This is a genomic window from Tellurirhabdus rosea (assembly GCF_026278345.1).
Classification (GTDB): Bacteria; Bacteroidota; Bacteroidia; order Cytophagales; family Spirosomataceae; genus Tellurirhabdus; species Tellurirhabdus rosea.
In genome coordinates, this window is sequence record NZ_CP111085.1 from 4,160,823 (window position 1) to 4,180,805 (window position 19,983).

At 60.9% G+C, this 19,983-nt stretch carries 11 protein-coding genes; 2 read left to right on the top strand and 9 right to left on the bottom strand.

Annotation, left to right across the window (positions count from 1 at the left end):
• Nucleotides 1-94 precede the first annotated feature (94 nt).
• The 6 genes from treY to kefF all read right to left on the bottom strand — a co-directional run bounded on the left by treY (nt 95) and on the right by kefF (nt 13,045).
• Entirely contained in the window at nt 95-4,321 is a 4,227-nt protein-coding gene (gene treY / locus ORG26_RS17625; protein WP_266364072.1) for a malto-oligosyltrehalose synthase, read from the bottom strand.
• Entirely contained in the window at nt 4,314-6,152 is a 1,839-nt protein-coding gene (gene treZ / locus ORG26_RS17630) for a malto-oligosyltrehalose trehalohydrolase (protein WP_266364074.1), read from the bottom strand. Before treZ ends, treY begins: the two co-directional genes overlap by 8 nt.
• Before the next feature lie 357 nt (nt 6,153-6,509).
• Complete coding sequence (locus ORG26_RS17635; RefSeq protein ID WP_266364076.1) at nt 6,510-7,928, bottom strand: DUF1501 domain-containing protein; 1,419 nt, start codon at nt 7,926-7,928, stop codon at nt 6,510-6,512.
• A 121-nt stretch (nt 7,929-8,049) separates the two neighbouring features.
• Nucleotides 8,050-10,395 (bottom strand): PSD1 and planctomycete cytochrome C domain-containing protein, encoded by a 2,346-nt coding sequence (locus ORG26_RS17640; protein WP_266364077.1) that lies wholly within the window; start codon nt 10,393-10,395, stop codon nt 8,050-8,052.
• A 167-nt stretch (nt 10,396-10,562) separates the two neighbouring features.
• Complete coding sequence (locus ORG26_RS17645; RefSeq protein WP_266364079.1) at nt 10,563-12,446, bottom strand: monovalent cation:proton antiporter-2 (CPA2) family protein; 1,884 nt, start codon at nt 12,444-12,446, stop codon at nt 10,563-10,565.
• Nucleotides 12,443-13,045, bottom strand: coding sequence for a glutathione-regulated potassium-efflux system oxidoreductase KefF (kefF, locus tag ORG26_RS17650; protein ID WP_266364081.1), 603 nt, complete (start codon nt 13,043-13,045; stop codon nt 12,443-12,445). The genes ORG26_RS17645 and kefF overlap by 4 nt, the downstream gene beginning before the upstream one ends.
• Before the next feature lie 610 nt (nt 13,046-13,655).
• Between kefF and ORG26_RS17655 the strand changes: the two genes are divergently transcribed.
• The gene (locus tag ORG26_RS17655; protein WP_266364083.1) at nt 13,656-13,934 is read left to right on the top strand and encodes a hypothetical protein; all 279 of its coding nucleotides are present in this window, start codon (nt 13,656-13,658) and stop codon (nt 13,932-13,934) included.
• Nucleotides 13,935-13,957: 23 nt separating this feature from the next.
• Here the strand turns inward: ORG26_RS17655 and ORG26_RS17660 are convergent, their stop codons facing one another.
• Nucleotides 13,958-14,311 (bottom strand): winged helix-turn-helix transcriptional regulator, encoded by a 354-nt coding sequence (locus tag ORG26_RS17660; protein ID WP_266364085.1) that lies wholly within the window; start codon nt 14,309-14,311, stop codon nt 13,958-13,960.
• Between the two features lie 105 nt (nt 14,312-14,416).
• Between ORG26_RS17660 and ORG26_RS17665 the strand changes: the two genes are divergently transcribed.
• The gene (locus ORG26_RS17665) at nt 14,417-15,310 is read left to right on the top strand and encodes an NmrA family NAD(P)-binding protein (RefSeq protein ID WP_266364087.1); all 894 of its coding nucleotides are present in this window, start codon (nt 14,417-14,419) and stop codon (nt 15,308-15,310) included.
• Between the two features lie 400 nt (nt 15,311-15,710).
• Here ORG26_RS17665 and ORG26_RS17670 read toward each other — a convergent pair whose 3' ends face one another.
• Together ORG26_RS17670 and ORG26_RS17675 are read right to left on the bottom strand one after the other, a co-directional pair.
• A complete protein-coding gene (locus ORG26_RS17670; protein ID WP_266364089.1) occupies nt 15,711-18,191 on the bottom strand; it encodes a hypothetical protein in 2,481 nt (826 codons plus the stop codon).
• Between the two features lie 109 nt (nt 18,192-18,300).
• The gene (locus ORG26_RS17675; protein WP_266364091.1) at nt 18,301-19,983 is read right to left on the bottom strand and encodes a RagB/SusD family nutrient uptake outer membrane protein; all 1,683 of its coding nucleotides are present in this window, start codon (nt 19,981-19,983) and stop codon (nt 18,301-18,303) included.

The following is a 19,983-nucleotide window of genomic DNA, read 5'->3' on the forward strand; positions in this document are numbered from 1 at the left end:
AATGGAATAATTTGTCCTTTCAGGGCGAAAAACGGTCGCTTCTGAAAGGACAAAAAGTATGCCATGAGGTTAGACAACCGCCGACGGCGGGGCGTTAGTTCCGCCGCCCGAACACCGTCGCCAACTCCCGAAGCTGGCGGATCTCCCTGTTGGTTAATTGTCCGGGCCGGAGCCGCCACTGCCAGTTTCCGCCACCCAGACCGGGCGTGTTCATGCGGGCTTCCGCGCCCAGACCCAGCACGTCCTGCATCGGCAGAATGACCGTATGGCCCACCGTGCCGTAGGCCATCCGCGCCAGTTCGACGGTCACAGTCTCCGCCGTGACCGGATGCCCGACGTAGCGTTCCAGCCAGCGCCGCGCCGCCGGACTGGCGTCTTCCTCAAACCAGCCGCGGGTGGTGTTGTTGTCGTGCGTGCCGGTGTAAACCAGACTGTTGGCCGAAAAACGGTGCGGAATGTGGTCTGAGGTGGGCGTGTCGTCGCCAAAACCGAATTGCAGCACCTTCATGCCGGGCAGCCGGAATTCGTCGCGGAGGGCGTAAACCGGCTCGTCGATCTCCCCGAGGTCTTCGGCCACCAGCGGCAGCGGTCCCAGTTTTTCCCCTAAAACCAGAAAAAGGTCGGCGCGGGGTCCCGGCTTCCACTGGCCGTTGATGGCGGTTGGCTCGCCGCCCGCTACTTCCCAGTAATCGGCAAACGCCCGGAAATGGTCGAGGCGAAGCCGGTCGTACAGCTCCAGATTCTTGCCGATGCGGCGCACCCACCAGTCGTATTGGCGTTCTTTCAGGACATCCCAGCGGAAAACGGGCATGCCCCACAGTTGACCCGTTTCGCTGAAATAATCCGGCGGCACACCGGCCACGCCCGTCATCCGGCCGGCCTCGTCGAGCGCAAACAGTTCCGGCTGCGCCCAGGTGTCTACCGAATCGTAGCTGATGTAAAATGGCAGGTCGCCAAACAGCCGGATGCCCCGCTGGTGACAGTACGTTTTCAGGGCGGCAAATTGCTGGAAAAAAACAAACTGAAGCCATTTTTCGCGGGCGATGGCCTCCCGGTTTTCGTCCCGGAAAGCGGCCAGAGCCTCCGCCCGGCGGTGTTTGTATTCGTCCGGCCACTCGTACCACGGCGCCTCCTGCTGGCTATGCCGGAGGGTCAGGTACAGCGCAAAATCGTCCAGCCAGTCGGCCTCCTGGCGGCAAAACGCGTCGAACCGGCTTTTCATCTCCGGAAAATTTCCTTCCGAAAAAGTCCGGTACGCCTTTTCGAACAGGGCGGCGCGGAGTTGCCCGGCGGCGGCAAAATCGGCCTTCCCGGCGTTTGGAATTTCGTGTCTGCTTAAGTCATCGGCCGTTAGCACCCCCTGCGAAACCAGTTCTTCCGGACTGATCAGCAGCGTGTTCCCGGCGCGGCTCGAAATGGCGCTGTACGGCGAATGGCCCTGCTGGGCGACGGTCGGATTGAGCGGCAGCAACTGCCAGTAGGTCTGCCCGCTGCTGCGCAGAAAGTTCGCAAAAGCCCGGGCTTCCGGTCCCAGATCGCCGATTCCGAAGCGGGAGGGCAGCGACGTGATACTCAGCAGAATACCCGCCGAACGCTCGGTCTTTGGCTCCGAAAGCCGCAGAACGGCCAGCGGAAATTCGTCGAACAGGAGCGAAACAGGCAGCCTATTCCCGGCCTGACCCGAGGTGTCGAGGAGCAGGTTCTGCCAGCGGGAGGGAGCGCCTTCCGGCAGCAGCACCTCCGTATCGCCCCAGTCAAGGTCGAGCGTGACCCGGCCCTGCTGCTGCGCCACGCGGGTGTGATTGAGCGGCACAGCCACGACAATCCAGTCCGATTCGTGTTTCCGGGCAAAAGCGAGCAGGTTGTCCCGGTGCCGCCCTTCAACGGCCAGAGGCAGGTATTCGCCTTCGGCAAACAGGTCGGCGAGGCTGGCCCGCTCGGTCAGCAGGCGGTGCGTCAGCCAGAGTTTGATGCGGCCGTCGTAGCGGTTTTCCCAAAGGTCGGACAGGAGGGCCTGCGGGTCGTCGCGGCGGGCGTCGAGTTCTGCCAGCCACTGCTGCCGCTGCGGGTAGGCCACCGCCCGGCGATTGTCCGGATCGACCAGGCTCAGGTCCCAGAGTTCGGTGCCCTGGTACACGTCCGGCGTCCCCGGACAGGTGAATTTCAAAACGACCTGCGCCAGGGAATGGATGATGCCGAGGTCCGCCACCTTCCGGTAAAAAGGCTCAAACGAGGTCCAGAAGCTGCCCTTCGGATCGAGGAGGCGGGTGGCGAACGCTTTGGCCGCGGTCTCGTAGGCTTCGTTGGGTTCGCTCCAGTTGGAGTGGACTTTGGCTTCCCGCAGGGCTTTCTGGAGGTATTCGCTCAGCCGTTCGGCGTAGTTTTCGCCCGCCTGTTCCGGCATCGGAAAGGTGCCGGTCAGTGTCTGGTAGATGAAGTACTCGTCGTTGGCGTCCGGCCCGTCGGCCTGCTTCAGCGCGGCGTTGGTTTCCTGCCATTGCCGGACAAGCGAAAACCATTCGTCGGGCAGGCTGGTCAGGGCGTTGAGGCGGGCGCGGGCATCTTCGCCGCGTTTGGTGTCGTGGGTCGACGTGCCGTTGATCGACAGGGGCCAGTGCTCACGGCGGGCCACCATCCGGCGGTGAAATTCGGCCGGGGAAATGCCAAACGCGTCGGGAGCATCGCCGACTTCATTATGCCCGATAAAGCGGTTGTAGGTGTACATCAGCGTGTCCTCGACGCCCTTGGCCATCAGCGGACCCGTAAACTGCATCAGTCGCTGGTAAAACCGGAGCACCCCTTCCCGGGAGGCCGGGTCGCCCGTCGTCGGCTCCAGCAGCGCGGTTTCAAGCGTAGCCACGGCCGCTTCCAATTCCGGGTTTGCTTTCCGGATATGCCCGAAAATTTCGCGGAGTTCGGCCGTTTCGGCCTCGTCCAGCGGCCATTGGCTGCCGTAGAAGCGGTAGACCGGGCAGCGGATCAGCAGCTCGCCGATCGCCTCCCGCAGCGGGCCGGACTGGCTTTCCGGGCGGTGTTCATTGCCGGACAGGTCCAGTTCCAGAAAAAGCGAATGCAGGTTGGCCAGTTCGCCCTGCATGTGCTGGTACAGAATGTATTTCTTTTTCCGGTAAATCTGCTCGTGAACGGGCGTCTGGTCGCCCGTCAGGCCGGTGTAAAACTGCGTGAAGGCTTCCCGGCTCCCGGCGTTGGTGAACAGGTTGTTGACGTCCGACAGAAAATCGTAGCCCGTATTGCCCTCAATGGGCCAGCGTTTGGGAATGTCTTCGCCCGGTTCCAGAATTTTTTCCACGACGATGTACGTCTCCGGTCCGGCCAGTTCGCGCAGGCGGTCGAGGTACTGGCCGGGGTCGTAGAGGCCGTCGATGTGGTCGATGCGCAGGCCCTGAAACACGCCCGCGTCGAGCAGGGTTTTGACCAGCCGGTGGTATTCCGCAAAAACCGTTTCTTCCTGTATGTTCAGACAAATGAGGCTGTTGACCGTAAAAAAGCGGCGGTAGTTGATCTGCCGGTCGGTTTCGACGTAGTGACAGAGCCGGTAAATCTGCTCGTCGGCGATCTGCTTCACGCCTTCCGCCGTGCTGTTGACCGCATCCAGGCAGGTCTCCACGTACGCCCGGAAAACGTCGGATTTCATCAGGGCGACAAGCTGCTGGCGCAGTTCGTCGAAACGGGTGGCGTAGGCGGGCGCGTCCTCAATGTCGTGAAGCTGCGAAATCTGCTCCAGAAACTGCCGGACGGCTTCGTTCATGTGCTCTTTTCCGGCCCGAAGGATGGTGGCGTACGAACGCAGGTGCACCGGCCAGGCGGTTTCGTAGTAGTTCAGAACGAGCCGGTCATTGGCGTAAGCGACTTTCAGTTCGCCCCGGTCCAGCACCTCTTCCAGCGGCGCACCCAGAAACGGCACCATCAGCCGTCCGTGGTAAAGCTGGCTCGTCCAGGCGACGTCGAAAAACGGCGCGTAGAGCGACAACTGGCCTTTTTCGAGCACATCGGCCAGCCAGGGATTGTCGGGGGTGAAGGCCATGTGGTTGGGCACAATGTCCTGCAACCAGTGCATGCCCGCTTTTTTCAGACGACGGCTCAGGGCCAGCAGTTGTTCCTCCGTGCCGATGGCCGGGTTGATCCGGTGCGGGTTGACGCCGTCGTAGCCGTGCGTACTGTCGGGCGGCGCTTCAAAAATAGGCGAAGCGTAAAGCGTGCGAACGCCGAGTTGCTGGAGATAAGGCAGGATCTGGTCAAAATCCTGAAGCGTAAAGTCTTTGTGAAACTGTATGCGGTAGGTCGAAACCGGGTTATTCATAGCGTTGGTCGTAAATAAGAATCGATTCGGGTTGCAGCGTGACCTCGCGGCCGTTTTCCAGCACGGCAGGAGAGGCCGCCGGGCCGTTCCACTGCGGGTCGGCGGAGTCGAACAGCAACCGCCAGGGCTCCGATAGGGCCGGAACGGGAACCGACTGGGGCGTTTTTGAAAAATTCATCAGGCAAAGCACCCGTTCCTCGCCGCATTCGCGGAAGAGCCAGAGGGTCTGCTGCGCTTCGTTGTGGCCCACCTGCACGCAGGAGCGGTCGGGTCGGCGCAGGACCGGATGCTGCCTGCGCAACCGGATCAGGGCCTGGTAATACCGGAGCAGCGTCTGGTGCGGCTCCTGTCCGCGGAGGTTCCATTGCAGTTTCGACTGCCGGAACGTCGCCTCGTCGGTCGGGTCGGGAGGGTCGCCCTGCCCGCTAAAATAGGAAAATTCCCGTTTGCGGCCTTCGCGGACGGCCTCGGCCAGCCCGGGGTCGGTATGACTGACGAAGTACAGAAACGGCGCGGTCTCACCCCATTCTTCGCCCATAAACAGCAGGGGCAGAAACGGGCTCACAAACACCGCTGCAGGCAGCAGTTTCAGCATTTCGGCGCTCACCAGCTGGCTGATGCGGTCGCCCAGCATGCGGTTTCCGATCTGGTCGTGGTTCTGCGAAAACACCACAAACTGGTGGCCCGGATTGTGGACCGGCGGTTCGCCAAACCGCTTTTTCCGGTGCGGGGAGAATTCGCCGGTATACACGAAAGCATCCTGGTACGACTTGGCCAGATGGGCGATGCCGGTGAAATCGGAGTAGTAACCGCTCTGTTCGCCCGTAGCCGTGACCCGCAGGGCATGGTGAAACTCATCGACCCACTGGGCATCCATGCCGTAGCCCCGTTTGTGAAGCGGATCAATGAACTTGGTGTCGTTGAGGTCGCATTCGGCAATGAGGTAAAACGGCCGGCCGGTTTCCTGAACAAGCTCGTCCACCCGCCTTTTCATCTCGCGGAGCAGGTGGTCGGGACTGAAATCCTTGATGGCGTGAACGGCGTCGAGCCGCAGGGCATCAATGTGAAAATCCCGGAACCACATCAGCACGTTTTCGATGAAAAGCTGCCGCATGCCGTCGCACCAGGCGTCGTCGAAGTTGAGCGCCCGGCCCCAGGGCGTGGTATATTTGTCGGTAAACGCCGGTCCGAATTCGCCCAGGTAGTTGCCTTCGGGACCGAGGTGGTTGAGCACGACGTCCAGCACCACGGCGATGCCCTGGCGGTGGCAGGCGTCTACCAGCTGCTGAAGGCCCCGCGCTCCGCCGTACGAATCCTGCACGGCAAAGGGGTAGACCCCGTCGTACCCCCAGTTGCGGCCGCCGGGAAACTGCGCACAGGGCATAAGTTCGATGGCGTTGATTCCCAGCTCTTTCAGGTACGCAAGCCGGGATTCGATACCGGCAAACGTGCCTTCGTCAGTGAACGTACCCGTATGCAGTTCGTAGAGAATGTACTCTTCCAGCGGGATGCCCCGCCAGCCTTCGTCCGTCCACGGAAAATTTTTCAGGTCAAGGGCCTGCGAGGGGCCGTGCACGCCTTCGGGCTGCGAAAGCGAAGCGGGGTCGGGGCGGCGGGCTTCTCCGTTGAGGACGAACCAGTAGAGGTCGCCGGGCTGCAACTGGTACGTTTGCAGCCGCCAGTAACCCGGTGCGGCCGGCTGGAGGGCCAGCGTCTGGTTTTTATCGGGCAGAAAAAGCGCAGCCGCTTCGGCCAGCGGTGCCCAGAGCGATATGTCGGCTTGCCCGGAGTCGAACGAGACGCCGGGCTTCAAAGGTTGAGTAGCGGTCATTTCCATACAGAAAGACAACTAACGCAATAGCGGCGGGGTTAGGTGAAATTAGCATTTGGAGCGAATAAATCTTTTCTAACGTATCCGTCAGTGACACCGCCCGCCCCGTCAGCCGGTTGCGCCCGCGGTCAATGGGCTGACGGGGCGGTGGCTGCGCCGCATCACCCTGGCTCTTCAGGCCCTGACCGAAGCCGTGAGGCAGCAGAGCGACAGCTTCTCGTTTCTGTTAAAAGAACAAGTGAAGGTGAAAATTGGCTTGACTGCAACCTTCTCCAAAAGCGTTCCGATAACTGATTTTAGCTTCAATAACAGATGCAAAAAGCCTGCTCTCCGCAGGCTTTTTGCGTACCGGCCCTTTCAGGCCAGCAACTCCGTCACGGCCTTGCCTTTTCCGTCCGGCGTAGTGTAGAACGGTCTTTTTTCGACTTCGTACTGCGTGTCGGGCGGGATGCCGAGGGCGTGGTAGATGGTCTGGTGGATGCCGTCGATCCTGACCGGGTTTTCGATGGTTTTGCAGGGCCGTTCGTCGGCGGTTTTGCCGTAGACAAAGCCTTTTTTGACGCCTCCACCGAACATCAGGATGGAGCAGCCGTCGGTGAAGTGCCGGTGCATGCCGTAAAATTTCATGTCCGACAGAATATCCGGCTGGGAAACCTGTTCCTGCACCTTGGCGTCGGGGCGGCCTTCCACCATCATGTCGCGGCTGAATTCGCTGGCCAGAATAATCAGCGTCCGGTCAAGGTGGCCGGATTTGTCGAGGTCTTTGACGAGCTGCGCCACCGGACCGTCGATCATCTTTTTCATGTCCACCAGCCGCGTGTGGCCGTTTTCGTGCGTATCCCAGCCAAAAAACGGCTCGTATTCCGTCGTGACGCTGATGAAACGGGCGCCTTGCTCGGTCAGGCGGCGCGCCAGCAGACAGCCCAGTCCAAAGCGGCCCGTGTTGTAAATGGCGTAGCTTTCTTTCGGCTCGGTGCTCAGATCAAACGCCTTTGCCTCGGGCGAATTGAGCAGAATGTACGCCTGTTCCATCGACCGCCGCAGGGATTCTTTCTGGTAATCGCTGCCGAATTCGCCCATCGGCCCGCTGCTGATCAGCTCGTTGTACAATTGGTTCCGCCGCTCGAAGCGTCGGGCGTCCATCCCCACGGGCGGCCGTACGCTTTCGAGGCCCTGGCTGGGGTCGGGAATGAAGAACGGGCCGAACTCACTGCCCAGAAACCCGGCCGTATGAAACGCCTTCAGTTCCTCCGCTTCGCCGACGGTGAACCGCTGCCCGATGTCGATGAACGCGGGAATCGCCGGATTTTTCGGCCCCAGTTCTTTCGCAATCCAGGCCCCAAGATGCGGCGCGGCGACCGTCTGCGGCGGTTCGTAGCCCGTATGCCAGTGGTACTGGTGCCGCGAGTGCAGGATGTGGCCCAGATCGGCGGCGACGTACGAGCGGATGAGCGTCCCCTTGTCCATCACCTTGCCAATGCGTTCCAGCCCTTCCGAAAAGTGAATGCCGTCCAGCGCCGTGGGTACGGATCGGAACGTACTCAGAACCCGGTTTCCCTCCATGCCCTTTTCGAAAGGCGTGTACCGCTTGGGGTCGAAGGTTTCGGTATGGGCCATGCCGCCGGCCATCCAGAGCAGGATTACCGTGTCGGCGGTCCCGTTGCTCTGGCCCCCTTTGCGGGTGCAGCCCGTCAGCACCGAAGAGAACGGAGCGCCCGCAGCCATAGCAGCCAGGGCAGCAGCCGAAGTGTGGCGGAGAAACGCGCGGCGGTGCATGGTTTTAGGGGTTTAAGGTTTAGAGGTTATGGTTTAGGGTTTATAGTTTAGGGTTGCTTCGCTTAACACAGCTTTCGTCGAATAGCGGAGTAACTATAAACTCTAAACTATAAACCCTAAACTAATATATCAACTGAAACTCCGGATGCAGGGCCAGCGCCCAGACAAGGTCCTGGATGCCTTGCGGACTGGGACGGGGACCGAGCACTTTCTGCGCCACGGCCAGTTCCTTCGGTATGGGGTCCCGCAGCAGCGTTTGCCGGTAGAGGTTCCGGATCAGCAGGTCCGACGACGGGTACCGGGCTTTCCACTGCTTGGCGCCCCGTTGCAGCGCCCGGTTGAATTGGGTGCCGTTGGTCAGTTCGAGCGCCTGGAGCAGACTGGCCTGCGAAATGCGGCCCGTCGAGACGGTTTCCCGGTTGGGGCGGCCCAGCGCGGTCAGGAACGGGTCGTTAAGTACGAGCGAAGCGCGCGGAAAGCGGATTTCCTGCCGGATGGTCGCTGGAAGCCGTTTTTCCGCCAGCGCCGAATCCGGATAAAGCGGCGTGAAGGCCAGACTCACAGCGTCTGAGAACTGCTCGGCCGTGAGCCGCCGCCGCACCATCCCTTCAAACACAAAGTCTTTGGCCGTCAGCTGCGCCGGGTCCTTGACGGCCACGGACGGCAACTGGTAGGTTTTGGACGTCAGAATCGTGTACATGAGCTTCTTAACGTCATAGCCGTTAGCCACAAAATCAGAGGCCAGCCAGTCGAGAAGGTCCTGGCTCCAGGGTTCGTTGTCCATCATATCGACGGGTTCGACGATGCCCCGGCCCATCAGCTGCGCCCAGATGCGGTTGACGATTGTCCGGTAAAGCCGCCCGTCTCGGGGCTGGGTCAGGTAGTCGGCCAGCTGGCGCAGCCGCTCGGGCGTAGGCGCAGCGCCGTCGATTTCGCCCAGTTCTTTGAATAAAATCCGGCGTCCGGCCATCCTGCCCGTCGGTTTGTCGCAGCGGTGAATTTCCAGCGTCGAGTCGGCAAACAGGTTGGCGAAAGCGTAGGCATCTTCCAGTTTCCAGTCGCTGATAAAGCTGTCGTGGCAGGAGGCGCACTTCAGATTCAGGCCCAGAAAGACCTGCGCCACGTTCTGCGCCGCCTGCATTTCGGTGCGCTGGCTGGCGTTGATGGTCCCCCGCCACCGGATGCCTTTGATGAACCCTTCGGACTCTTTCGACGGGCTGATCAGCTCCCGGACGAAGCGGTTGTACGGTTTATTTTCCTTTAAAGACTGGTAAAGCCATTTTGTAATATCCCAGCGCCCGCCCGTGATGTAGCCGGTTCCCGAATAATCGTTGCGGAGGGCGTCGTTCCAGAAGGTGAGCCAGTGCTGGGCGTAGTCTTCGTTCCGGTTCAGCAGTTCTCTGACCAGCCATTCCCGTTTCTGCGGGCGTGGGTCGGTCAGGAAAGCCCGCGTCTGTTCGGGGGTGGGCAGCAGGCCGACGACATCCAGATAAACCCGGCGCAGAAACGTCCGGTCGTCCACCACCGCTTTCCAGGGCTGTTTATGCTGGTCGAAATAGACGTTGACAAACCGGTCGACGGGATTGGAAACGCCGGGTGCCTCGGGCGGCAGGGCGGGCAACCGGGGTTCGAGCGCCGCCACGCGGTAAAGGCTCCGCTCGGGACCTTTGGGCCAAGGAGCGCCCTGTTTAATCCAGAAGGTCAAAAGGGCTACTTCGTCTTCGGTCAGGCGTTTGCCTTTGGTGGGCATGGCTTCCTTGTGGCCGGTCGGCAGGCTGATGCGCCGAATCAGTTCGCTGTTTTCGGGCGAACCGGGGCTAATCACCGGGCCGTCTTCCCCGCCTTTGAAAAGGGTCTCTTTCCGGTCCAGCCGCAGCCCGCCTTTGACCTTCGCGGCCCCGTGGCAACTGTAGCAGTTATGGGCCAGAATCGACCGGACTTCCAGATTCAGCTCGCCGATCTGCTCTTCCGTCAATGTCTGGGTATTGCTGGCAAAAACAAACCGGCTCCGCCCGCCTTCCGGCGTTTCGGGGGGCTGCTGAGTTGGCAGAACGCTCGTCAGGTAATCTTCGCCGTGGGTGAGCAGCGCCCCGTAATGGCCCGCCAGCACGACGCCCAGCACACTGACGGTCAACAGGCTCCGGTAGAGCGCCATCCGGTGGGCCCGCAGACTGAGCGCGGCGGCCAGCGCCAGCCCCGTCGTGGCCAGTCCCGACCACTGGTGGACGGTAAGCGTGTCGCCGCCATACTCCTCCCCGTTTGCCAGCAGAAAGCCCAGCCCCGCCGAAACCACCGCGCCGGCGGCCCCAATCCAGACCAGCGCCCGGATGCCCGCCCGCAGGTCCGACGACCGCCGACGCCAGGCCAGGGCTTCGAGCCCCAACGCCACCGTCAGCAGACTGACCGGAAAATGCACAATCAGCGGATGAAGCCGCCCCAGAAATTGCCAGAGCCAGAATTTTTCCACAAAGATAACGGGTTCGTTGTCAGTGGTAAAAGAGGATGTCGGGGAGGGTCTACTTAGGGGAATGACTGAATGATTGAATGACTGAATGACTGAATAGCTTCGCCAAATCCAGAACCTTGCGGAGCAAATCAGTCATTTAGTCATTCAATCATTCAGTCATTCAAAATTCAATCACTACTCCTCCTCGCTTCCTCCCGCAGGCTTTCCGCGTCCCAGCCTTCGCCGATGCCTTTGAGCCAGCGGTCGGGGGTGTCGGAGCCGAGCAGTTGTTCGAGTTCGCGGATGCGGCGGCGGGCGGTGCTGAAGTATTGGCGACTGTCCCGGCGTACGGAGGCCAGTTCCTGAAGCGCCGCCTCATCGTGCCGCCGGAACAGCCGCGCCAGCCGTTCGGAGTGATACGCCCGCATGCCGAGCAGCCGCAGGGCATCGACGCCCATCCGGAGGGACGTGTCGAGGGTTTCGCGGTAGATATGGTCCACGCCGAGGTCGATGAAATCGTAGGCGTCGTCGCGGTCGTTGGCCCGCACCAGAATTTTCAGGTTGGGGAAATGCTTCCGTATGGTCTCGACCAGTTCCAGTGACTTCTCGGGCGAATCCAGCGCAATGATGATCAGTTTTGCCGAAGCGGCCCCGGCCGACCGGAGCAGGTCGTAGCGGGAAGCGTCGCCGTAATACACTTTCAGTCCCAGTTTTCGCAGCACGTCCACCCGATCGGAGTCGAAGTCCAGGACCGTCGTTTCGACGCCGTTGGCCCGCAGGAAGCGCCCGACGATGTTGCCGAACCGCCCGAAACCCGCCACGATGACGGGATTTTTCTCTTCGATGTTATCCGTCTCCCGGTCGGGTTTGGCGAGCGTACCGATGCGGGGCAGCAGCAGCCGTTCGTTGACCAGAAAAACAATCGGCGTCAGGGCCATGCTCAGGGCGACGCAGGCCGTCAGGATGCCGTTCGTTTCTTCACTGAGAACGCCGTTCTGCCGGGAAAAGGAAAGCAGCACAAAGGCAAATTCGCCGACCTGCGACAGCGCCAGGGCAAACGTCAGGTTCTGGTCGGTGCTCAGGCCGAAACGTTTCCCCAAAAGGCCGATAATCAGGGCTTTCAGGGTCATGATGCCCGCGACCAGCCCGACGATCAGGGCCGGATTCTGCAAAATGAGGTTGAAATCGATGGAAGCGCCGACCGAGATGAAGAACAGCCCGAGCAGCAGCCCTTTGAACGGGTCGATGTCGCTTTCCAGCTCGTGCTTGTACTCGCTGTTGGCCAGCACCACCCCGGCCACAAAAGCCCCGAGCGCCGGGCTAAGGCCCACGCTCTGCATCAGCAGCGCCACACCGACCACCAGCAGCAGGGCCGTGGCGATGAAAACTTCCCGCATGCCCGTCCGGGCGATGATGCGGAACAGGGGCCGCATGCCAAACCGCCCCAGCATCACCACGCTGATGACCGCCCCGACCACCGCCAGCGGCTGCAGCCATTCGGGCAGCGTGCTCAGCACGGACGGGTGCGCGGCCTCGCCGGATTCGGCGACGGGGTACGTAGCCAGTCGCGGCATGATGGCCAGAATCGGAATGACGGCCACGTCCTGAAACAGGAGAACGGCAAATGTGCTCTGCCCGGCGGCGGCCTGCATCAGCCCTTTCTCGTTCATCGTTTGCAGCACAATGGCCGTGGAGGACATGGCGATGATCATCCCGATGGCCAGCGCCGCCTGCCAGGGCTGGCCCAGCAGCAGCGCCCCGCCGCCGGCCAACAGCGTCGTCAGGACCACCTGCAGGCCACCCAGACCCAGGATCGGGACGCGCAGTTTCCACAGCAGTTCGGGTTCCAGTTCGAGGCCGATGAGAAACAGCATGATCACGACGCCGAATTCGGCGAAATGCATGATGTCCTGGCCTTCTTCCCCGACCAGCCCGAGCACGGCGGGGCCAATAAAAACGCCCGCCAGCAGATACCCCAGCACGGAGCCCAGCCCGAGCCGCTTGGCAATGGGGACAAACAGAACCCCGGCGGCCAAATAAACCATCGCCTGAAAAAGTACGGACTGTGTCATAGGGATTGCTGTTCGGTGATCAGATCGTTGAGGTAGGCCATCGGGCGAACGGCTTCCGGATCGAAGTCGTCGTCCGCCAGGCGGGTCAGCAGCGACCGGTATTGCCGGGCCGCTTCCTGAATGCCTTCGTCCGGCATCCGGTGGGTGCCGTGGACCACAAAAGGCGGCAGGTAGATCATTTTGCAAAGGGTGGCCGTCTGGTCAAACGGCGCCAGAAACTGCCGGATGGTGAACCGGTTGTAGCCCGAAGTCTGGTACGCTTCGTTCCGGCCCCCGGCGGTCAGCACGTTCAGCATCTTCTTGCCCGTCAGCGCGACGCCTTCGTGGCCGTAGGCCCAGCCGTGTTCGAGCACGAGGTCTTCCCACTGTTTGACCATCGCCGGAGCACTGTACCAGTAAAACGGGTGCTGAAAAATAAGGTAATCGTGCTGCAGCAGCAGGTCCTGTTCGCGGTCGATGTCGATGTCAAAGTCCGGGTAAAGTTCGTACAGGTCATTGATGGTCACAAAGGGCAGATCCTGGACTGCTTCCAGCAGGATGCGGTTTGTGCGGGACTTTTCCAGCGCCGGGTGGGCAAACTGAATCAACAATTTTGCCATAAAGCAGAGAGGAGCAAATGATCGGTAAAAGCAGACTCCTGATGAGCCCGTGAAGGCAAGATACGGGCAAACCGGCAGGAATGCGAAAACAGGGGCAAAGTCTTAGGCACCCGGGCAGCCGACCGCCGGGAAAAAGTAAAGCCAGACGACGAATGTCACCTGGCTTTTTTTGAACCGCACTCCGTCCGGTTTGTTCTTTTCAAAACGGATACGTTTCACGGTATCCCCATCTGGAAGCGATTTACACATACATAACTCACCCTGTCGATTAAGTGTTTTAAAAAAAGAAAATTTTTTTCAGATTTTTCAGGCGCACCGGCCGCGGGACTGGTCTCGGCCGGATGCCGGTGGCCCCGGAGATAAACAAAAACCGCGTTCGGCAGTATATGAAAAATAAGGGAAAAGCTCTGGGCCAACGGGTTGTGAGGGGGCTGGCACGTACATTATTCAAAACTTTTGTTCGTTAAAGGGTAGAGGCTTCGGGATTAGCTGCGTATTTTTGACTAATAAATTTCTAAGTTGCCTCAGCGCCCTGAGGATTTCGGTCCGGCTTCCCGCTGGATGCGGCACTCTGAGAATAAACGATGAAGTTACTATTTACGGTTAGGCTATGCTGCTTGTGATTCTTCTGGCAACGCTCGTTCTGGGGATTGGCTGCGTGATGGCGGTTCGGCTGTGGGAGTACGTGCGCGATTTCCGCCCGGCGCAGGTGCCGCCGGTACTGAGCCACCGCCGCCTGCGGAGCCGGATCGAACAGGACCTCGACCACCTGCTGCTGCTCTACCGGCAGGGCCTGCTCGACGAAATTCAGTACCACCGGCTGGCCGACGAACTCATCGACCAACTGGCGACCGTGCTGGAAAAAGAGTCGGTTCCGGCCGAAGTCTGACCGGCCCGCCCCGGCAAAGCGGCTTATCGGAACAGATACTTCATACTCCAGTCGGCCATCGCGTTCAGAATCGGCAGCGTGGCCTTGCCCATGTCGGTCAGACTGTACTCTACTTTCGGCGGAATCTGGGCGTAAATCTTCCGGTTCAGAATGCCGTTCCGTTCCAGATCACGCAACTCCTGCGTCAGCATTTTCTTGCTGATGCCCGGCATGGCCCGTTGCATTTCTCCAAACCGGTTGACACCCCGCGACACGTTGTAAATAATCACCGGCTTCCATTTTCCGCCCAACACCTCGGACGTCAGGGTGACGGGGCAGTTCGTTTCCAGCTTTTTTTTCGCTACCGGTGCCGATATCAATACGTCTGTTGCCTCCATTTTGTCAATAGTTTCTTTTTGGATACTAAGCCACTTTAAAGTGATTACTTGACAAATGTAAACTATTAGCGCCACATTTGCACATCAAACTTTACCGAAACAATCATGTACGTAATCACAGGAGCAAGCGGCAACACGGGAAAACAGGTTGCCATTCATTTGCTGGAAGCCGGCAAGCCGGTGACGGTTATTGGCCGGGATGCCGGGCGGTTGCAGGAACTGGTGGACAAAGGAGCCGTGGCGGCCATCGGGTCGCTGGAAGATGAGGCGTTTCTGCGCCGGACGTTCGACGGCGCTACGGCCGTCTATGCGCTGATTCCGCCCCATTTCGCCACCGACGACTTCCCCGGCTACCAGCGCCGGACGGCCGACGCGCTGGTGGCGGCACTGGAGACGGGCGGGGTGACGCACGTGGTTACGCTGAGCAGCATGGGCGCCCACCTGACCGAGACCGGAGGCGTGGTCAAAGGGCTGGGCCACATGGAAAAAGCCTTCGAAAGCCGGACCGGCCTCCACGTCCTGCACCTGCGGGCGGGGTTTTTCTTCCAGAATTTTCTGGGAAACATCGGGCTGGTGAAACAGGCGGGCATCCTCGGCGGCTTCCCGATCGACGGCAACAAACCGATGGCGATGGTCCATACCGACGATATCGCCGAGGTGGCCACCCGCCGCCTGCTGGCCCTCGACTTCACCGGGCAGAGTCATGAATTTGTGGCCGGACCGCGCGACCTGACGTTTGACGAAGTGGCCGCCACCCTCGGCAAAGCCATCGGCCGCGACGACCTGCCCTGGGTGACGTTTTCCTACGAACAGGCCCGCGAAGGCATGCTGCAGATGGGCATGAAGCCGACCCTGGCCGATGCCTATGTGGAGTTCTGCCAGCGCGTCAACGACGGAAGTCTGGCCGAAGGTTTCGTTCGCACCCCGGAAAACTCGACGCCGACGACCCTGGAACAGTTCGCCCAGCGCGAATTCGCCCCCGCTTATCAGGCAGGCTGAAGCCCCTCGGCAGGGCCGAAAGCTCGACCCGAGAAAAGTTGACAAACCAAGTCGCCCGGCGGTGGTTATAGCAAAATAAGTAACCATTCCACACCAGAAAACTCGAAAAGATTTACGATGAAAACGCAAAAATGGTATTCGCCCGGTAACGACCAGGGCGGCGGAACAACAACAGGGGGCAGCTCTTCAACGGGTGGTTCGACGAGAAATGACGAGGGATCTCACGAGCCGGGGAATACACCGCTGGACGATCAGGAGGAATTGCCGGGAGGCTTTATACACGGGCATGTTGGGAGCGATGACGAGGGCAGTGATTAGCGCGCGTGGGTGAACGGGTCTAGCTGGCATACAAAAAGGGCCGTTTCTATCAGAAACGGCCCTTTTTGTATGCTGCACGCCCTTACTTGTAAACCAGAAGCGTCGTCGCTTCGCAGTCCCGGTCGGTTTTGAAGCGGACCCAGCGGGCCTGAAAATCGACGGGAAAAGTGAAGGTCGTCGTTTGCCCCGGCGCGACCGTAAACGTTTTGTAAGGCATCCAGACGCCCGTGCCCACGGGGTCGGCTTCCAGCGTGAAGGTGACCGGAGCCGCCGCCCGGTGCGACAGTTGCAGGCTCCGCTGGTCGTAGAAGCCGATCAGGTAAGGGTCGGACGCCTGCCCGGCTTTGACCGCCGCGGCCTTCCAGGGGCCGCCCCGTCCGGTCGGTTTGCCGAGCTTCCAGAGGTCGTCGATTACCCCGGCCCAGACGGCGGCTTTTTTGTCGTCCGAAACGATGATGTGCTCATTTCCGGCCGCAGAAGCGAGGTCGATGCCCGTCATGACGAGCAGGCCGCGGTAGGAGGCGTAGTCGTTGATGCGCAGGTTGTGCGAGGCGACCGGTCGGATTTTGGCGTAACCGTCCGCATTTTCGGCGGGCAGTTCGTAAAAAGTGCCGTGGCAGTTGAACAGGTCCCGTTCCGTCGCCACCTCCCGGCAAATCCGCAGCGCCGCCCCGTTGGTCAGGTTGGTATACGCCTCGTTGCCCAGCGGCAGCCGCCAGCGCCGCCCTTTGTCATCGACCACCAGTACGCTCGCTTCGTCGATGGTCACCACCTGGCGGGGAATGGCAAATTTGGTTTTGATGAACGAATGCGTCCCGGTGTCTTCCTTCCGGACGAGCTGCATGTCGCTGTTCAGTTCATAATACCCCACGTCCGTCGGCTTGTCTCCGTTGTAGGTCAGGGCCGCCAGCCCCAGCACCCGGCGATTTTTACCGAGCCCGTACAGCATGCCCCCCGTGGTGCTGACCGTACCGACCGAACTGAGTCCGGCAAAAAGCGGAGGCGTACCGGTGGTTCGGGTGTCGTTGGCGGCGTAGGCAAAGTGCACCGAGAGATTGGCGGCCTGGCCCGTTTTCACCCGGATCCACTCGCCCGGCGCGTTGGACGCGAAGGCCGTCTGGGCGGCCCGGCCTCCGGCGACGGTCAGCGTCCGCAGCGGGGTCCAGGTGCCGTTTCCGGCTTTGTCCACTTCGAAGGTGAGCGTCACGTCGGCGTCGCCGTGGTTCTGCACCCAGGCCGAGCGGTTGGCCCAGCCCGCAAACAGGAACGGCTCGGAGGGTTCGCCCGCCTTTACCGCCTCGTTGAGCCACAAAGCCCCTTCGGCCGTGGCCGGGCCAAGCTGGTCGGGCAGGGTCAGGGGAGCAAACCAGAGGTTGGAGTTCGATTGGCCGGGGCCTTCGATGGAGCCTTTTGCCTTCCGCACGTTCAGAAACTCCTTCTGGGCCGAGTCGTCGCAGCCGAACACCAGCCGGTCGTTCCAGCGGGTGAAGTCGCCGACGACTTTCAGATAAGCCGAGCGGGGGCGGATTCCGGCGGTGCTGGAAGCCGTAAAGCTGCCGGGGAAACGCCAGAACATGCCGTGCATGGTCATCAGGTAGTCGGCCTGCTGCGGCGTACCGATGTCCCGGATGCGGGGCCATTCGGTGTTCCAGCCGTGGGCACCGTCGTAGCTGTGGCTGGCTTTGGGCAGCCGGAAAAAGCGCCAGCCGAGGGCCCGGTCGCGCACGCCGAGCAGCACCGATTTATGGTCCCAGCCCGTGGCCCAGATCGGGTCCGTGTCGGGGTTTTTGTTGCCGTACAGTCCGCCGGGGCCGGTGACTTCCACGAACTGGTTGCGGCGGACCACCTTCCAGCTTTTGCCGTTCCATTCGGCGAGCGAACCGGCTTCGATATCAAACTTCTGGAGCGCCTGCGGACCGGACTCCCCGTTGTTGGAATACACCATCACGCCCTGCCCCGAATACAGCCCTTTGCCGTGCGCCCCCGGCAGGAGGGACGTCGGCTGGTTGCTGGTTTCGTCGGCCCCTTTTTCGTGTTTGATGTTGCCGTCTTCGTAGAGCAGCGTCGGCATCAGCGTGTTGACATCGACTTCGTAAAAGCCCTCCTCCATCGTGCCGTAATAGATTTTGCCCCTGGGGTCGGTCAGGTGGCGGGCGTTGCCCGTATGCCGTCCGGGCATGGCCTTGTAGGAGATGGCCCGCACGCCGCCTTTGCTGTCGATGGCGTAGGGGCCGATGAACAACTGGTTGCTTTCGGGATGAATCATCCGGTTGGCGGGCGTGCCCCCAAGGCTTTCCGGACGGACAACCTGTTGTAAGTCAGGCGTGATTTCGTAAAGCTTGTCCGACGAGCCGTTGGGCAGGTGCGGACCGTAGGTCACCACCCACAGCCGACCGGCCCAGGGCACCACCGCGCCCGTTCCGCATTCGCCCTCGTTGTTGTACATGGCCAGATGCGGGTAGATGCCGCTGTACGAAGGCCGTTTGTTTCCCTGCGCCGCCACCGAGTGCCCCACCATCGAGAGTCCCCCCGCCAGACAGGCCATAAGCATGTATTTTTTCATCAAGAAAGGATTTATTCAGGTTATCCGGCGCTCAATCGCACCCATTCAATCATTCACCGCGGCGAACCGCCCAATCAGTCATTCAGTCATTCAACATTCAATCATTCCTTCAATATCCCGGATTCTGGCTCAGATTCGGATTCACCCGCCGTTCCAGCGACGGAATGGGCCAGAGGTACTGCCGGGTTTTGTCGAAACTGCGCTGGGCGACCACTTTCACGTCGGACCCGAAGACCGTGTAATCCGCAATGTCGTCGTCGTCCAGGGGCGTCACGCCGGGGAAAGGCCATTTGGTCCGGTTCTGGGCCGCCGGGTCGGGCAGGCCGATGACGGGGCGGGTGAGGGCTTTTTCGGCCAGCCGCCAGCGAATCAGGTCCATGTACCGGAGGCCTTCCTTGGCGAATTCTACCCGCCGTTCGCGCCGGACGATGCGCCGCAATTCGGCCGGGTTGGTGGTCGTGACGGCCGGGTACGCCGCCGTCTGCCCGACCGGCACCCCGTAGGCCCGCGCCCGTACCTGGTTGATGGCGTTCAAAACGGTGTTGTCGATCTGGCCGAGTTCGATTTTCGCCTCGGCATAGGTCAGCAGGATTTCCGCGTAGCGAATGATGATGGCGTCGGCATCTTCGCTCTGCTTGTCAGCCCACGACTGGTCGATGCCTTTTTTCCAGAGAAAACCCGTAAAACTGGCGAAAGCGGCCACCGTCCGGGTGTCAAGGTTCGAAACGCGCCGGTTGTCCTTGGAACTGAAAATCGTCACCGAATCCGGGTGCGGCTGGTAGGAGTAGCCCAGCCACTGCGTGCCGAACTCCACGATGCTGGCCGTCAGGCGCGGGTCGCGGTTGCGGAACGGGTCGCGGGGGTTGTACAGCGGCGATTCGTCGATGGGCTTGCCATCGCGGGCTTCGTAGGCGTCCACCATTTCCCGCGTCGGAATCTGCGCTCCGAAGCCGCCCGTGGTCCGGGGCAGCTGGTCGCGGACGTTGGTGCCCGAGGTGAAGACCTTCTGCGCTTCGTCGCGGGGAATGCTGATGATGAGTTCGTTGCTGGTTTCGCCCGCTTTCAGGAAAAGCTGGCTGTAATTGGGATGGAGGCTATAGGCTCCCGCGCCGGTGAACTGCATGATGGCCAGGGCGGCATCGCGGGCGACGGCCCAGTTGCCGGTATACAGGGCCGTGCGGGCTTTCACGGCCAGCGCCGCGCCCTTGGTGAGCCGTTTGACGGCCGAGGCCGGGTACGACTGCGGCAGGCTGGCGATGGCAAAGTCCAGTTCGTCAAAGATAAATTTGAGCACTTCGGCCTGGGGCGTCCGCGTTACGCTGTACGATTCTTCCAGCAATACCGGTTTGGTCACCAGCGGCACATCGCCGAAATGGGTGATGAGCCGGGCGTACTGATACGCCCGGATGAGCCGCATTTCGGCTTCGAGCGTCGTAATCACCGGGGCAGGCGTGCTGGCTGCCGCGCGGTCCTTGTTGGCCAGAAAGGTATTGGCCCGGGCGATAGCCTTGTAGCAGTTCGTCCAGTACGACTGCACGGTGCCGTCTTCGGCGTTCATCGTCCCGAACGTCACGGCATTGCCCAGCTGCCCGCGGTGCCAGTAGTTATCGGTGAACTGCTCGTTGTCATTACCCCAGAAATCGAGCCGGTAAAGGTCGTTGACGGCCAGTTCGAGTTCGGTCTGGTTGGAATAGAACGTGCCGGTCGACGGTTCGGACAGCGGGTTCAGATCCAGGGTGTTGCAGGCCGTCAGGCTGGCGGCCAGCAGGAATATGGAAAGTGATTTTTTCAT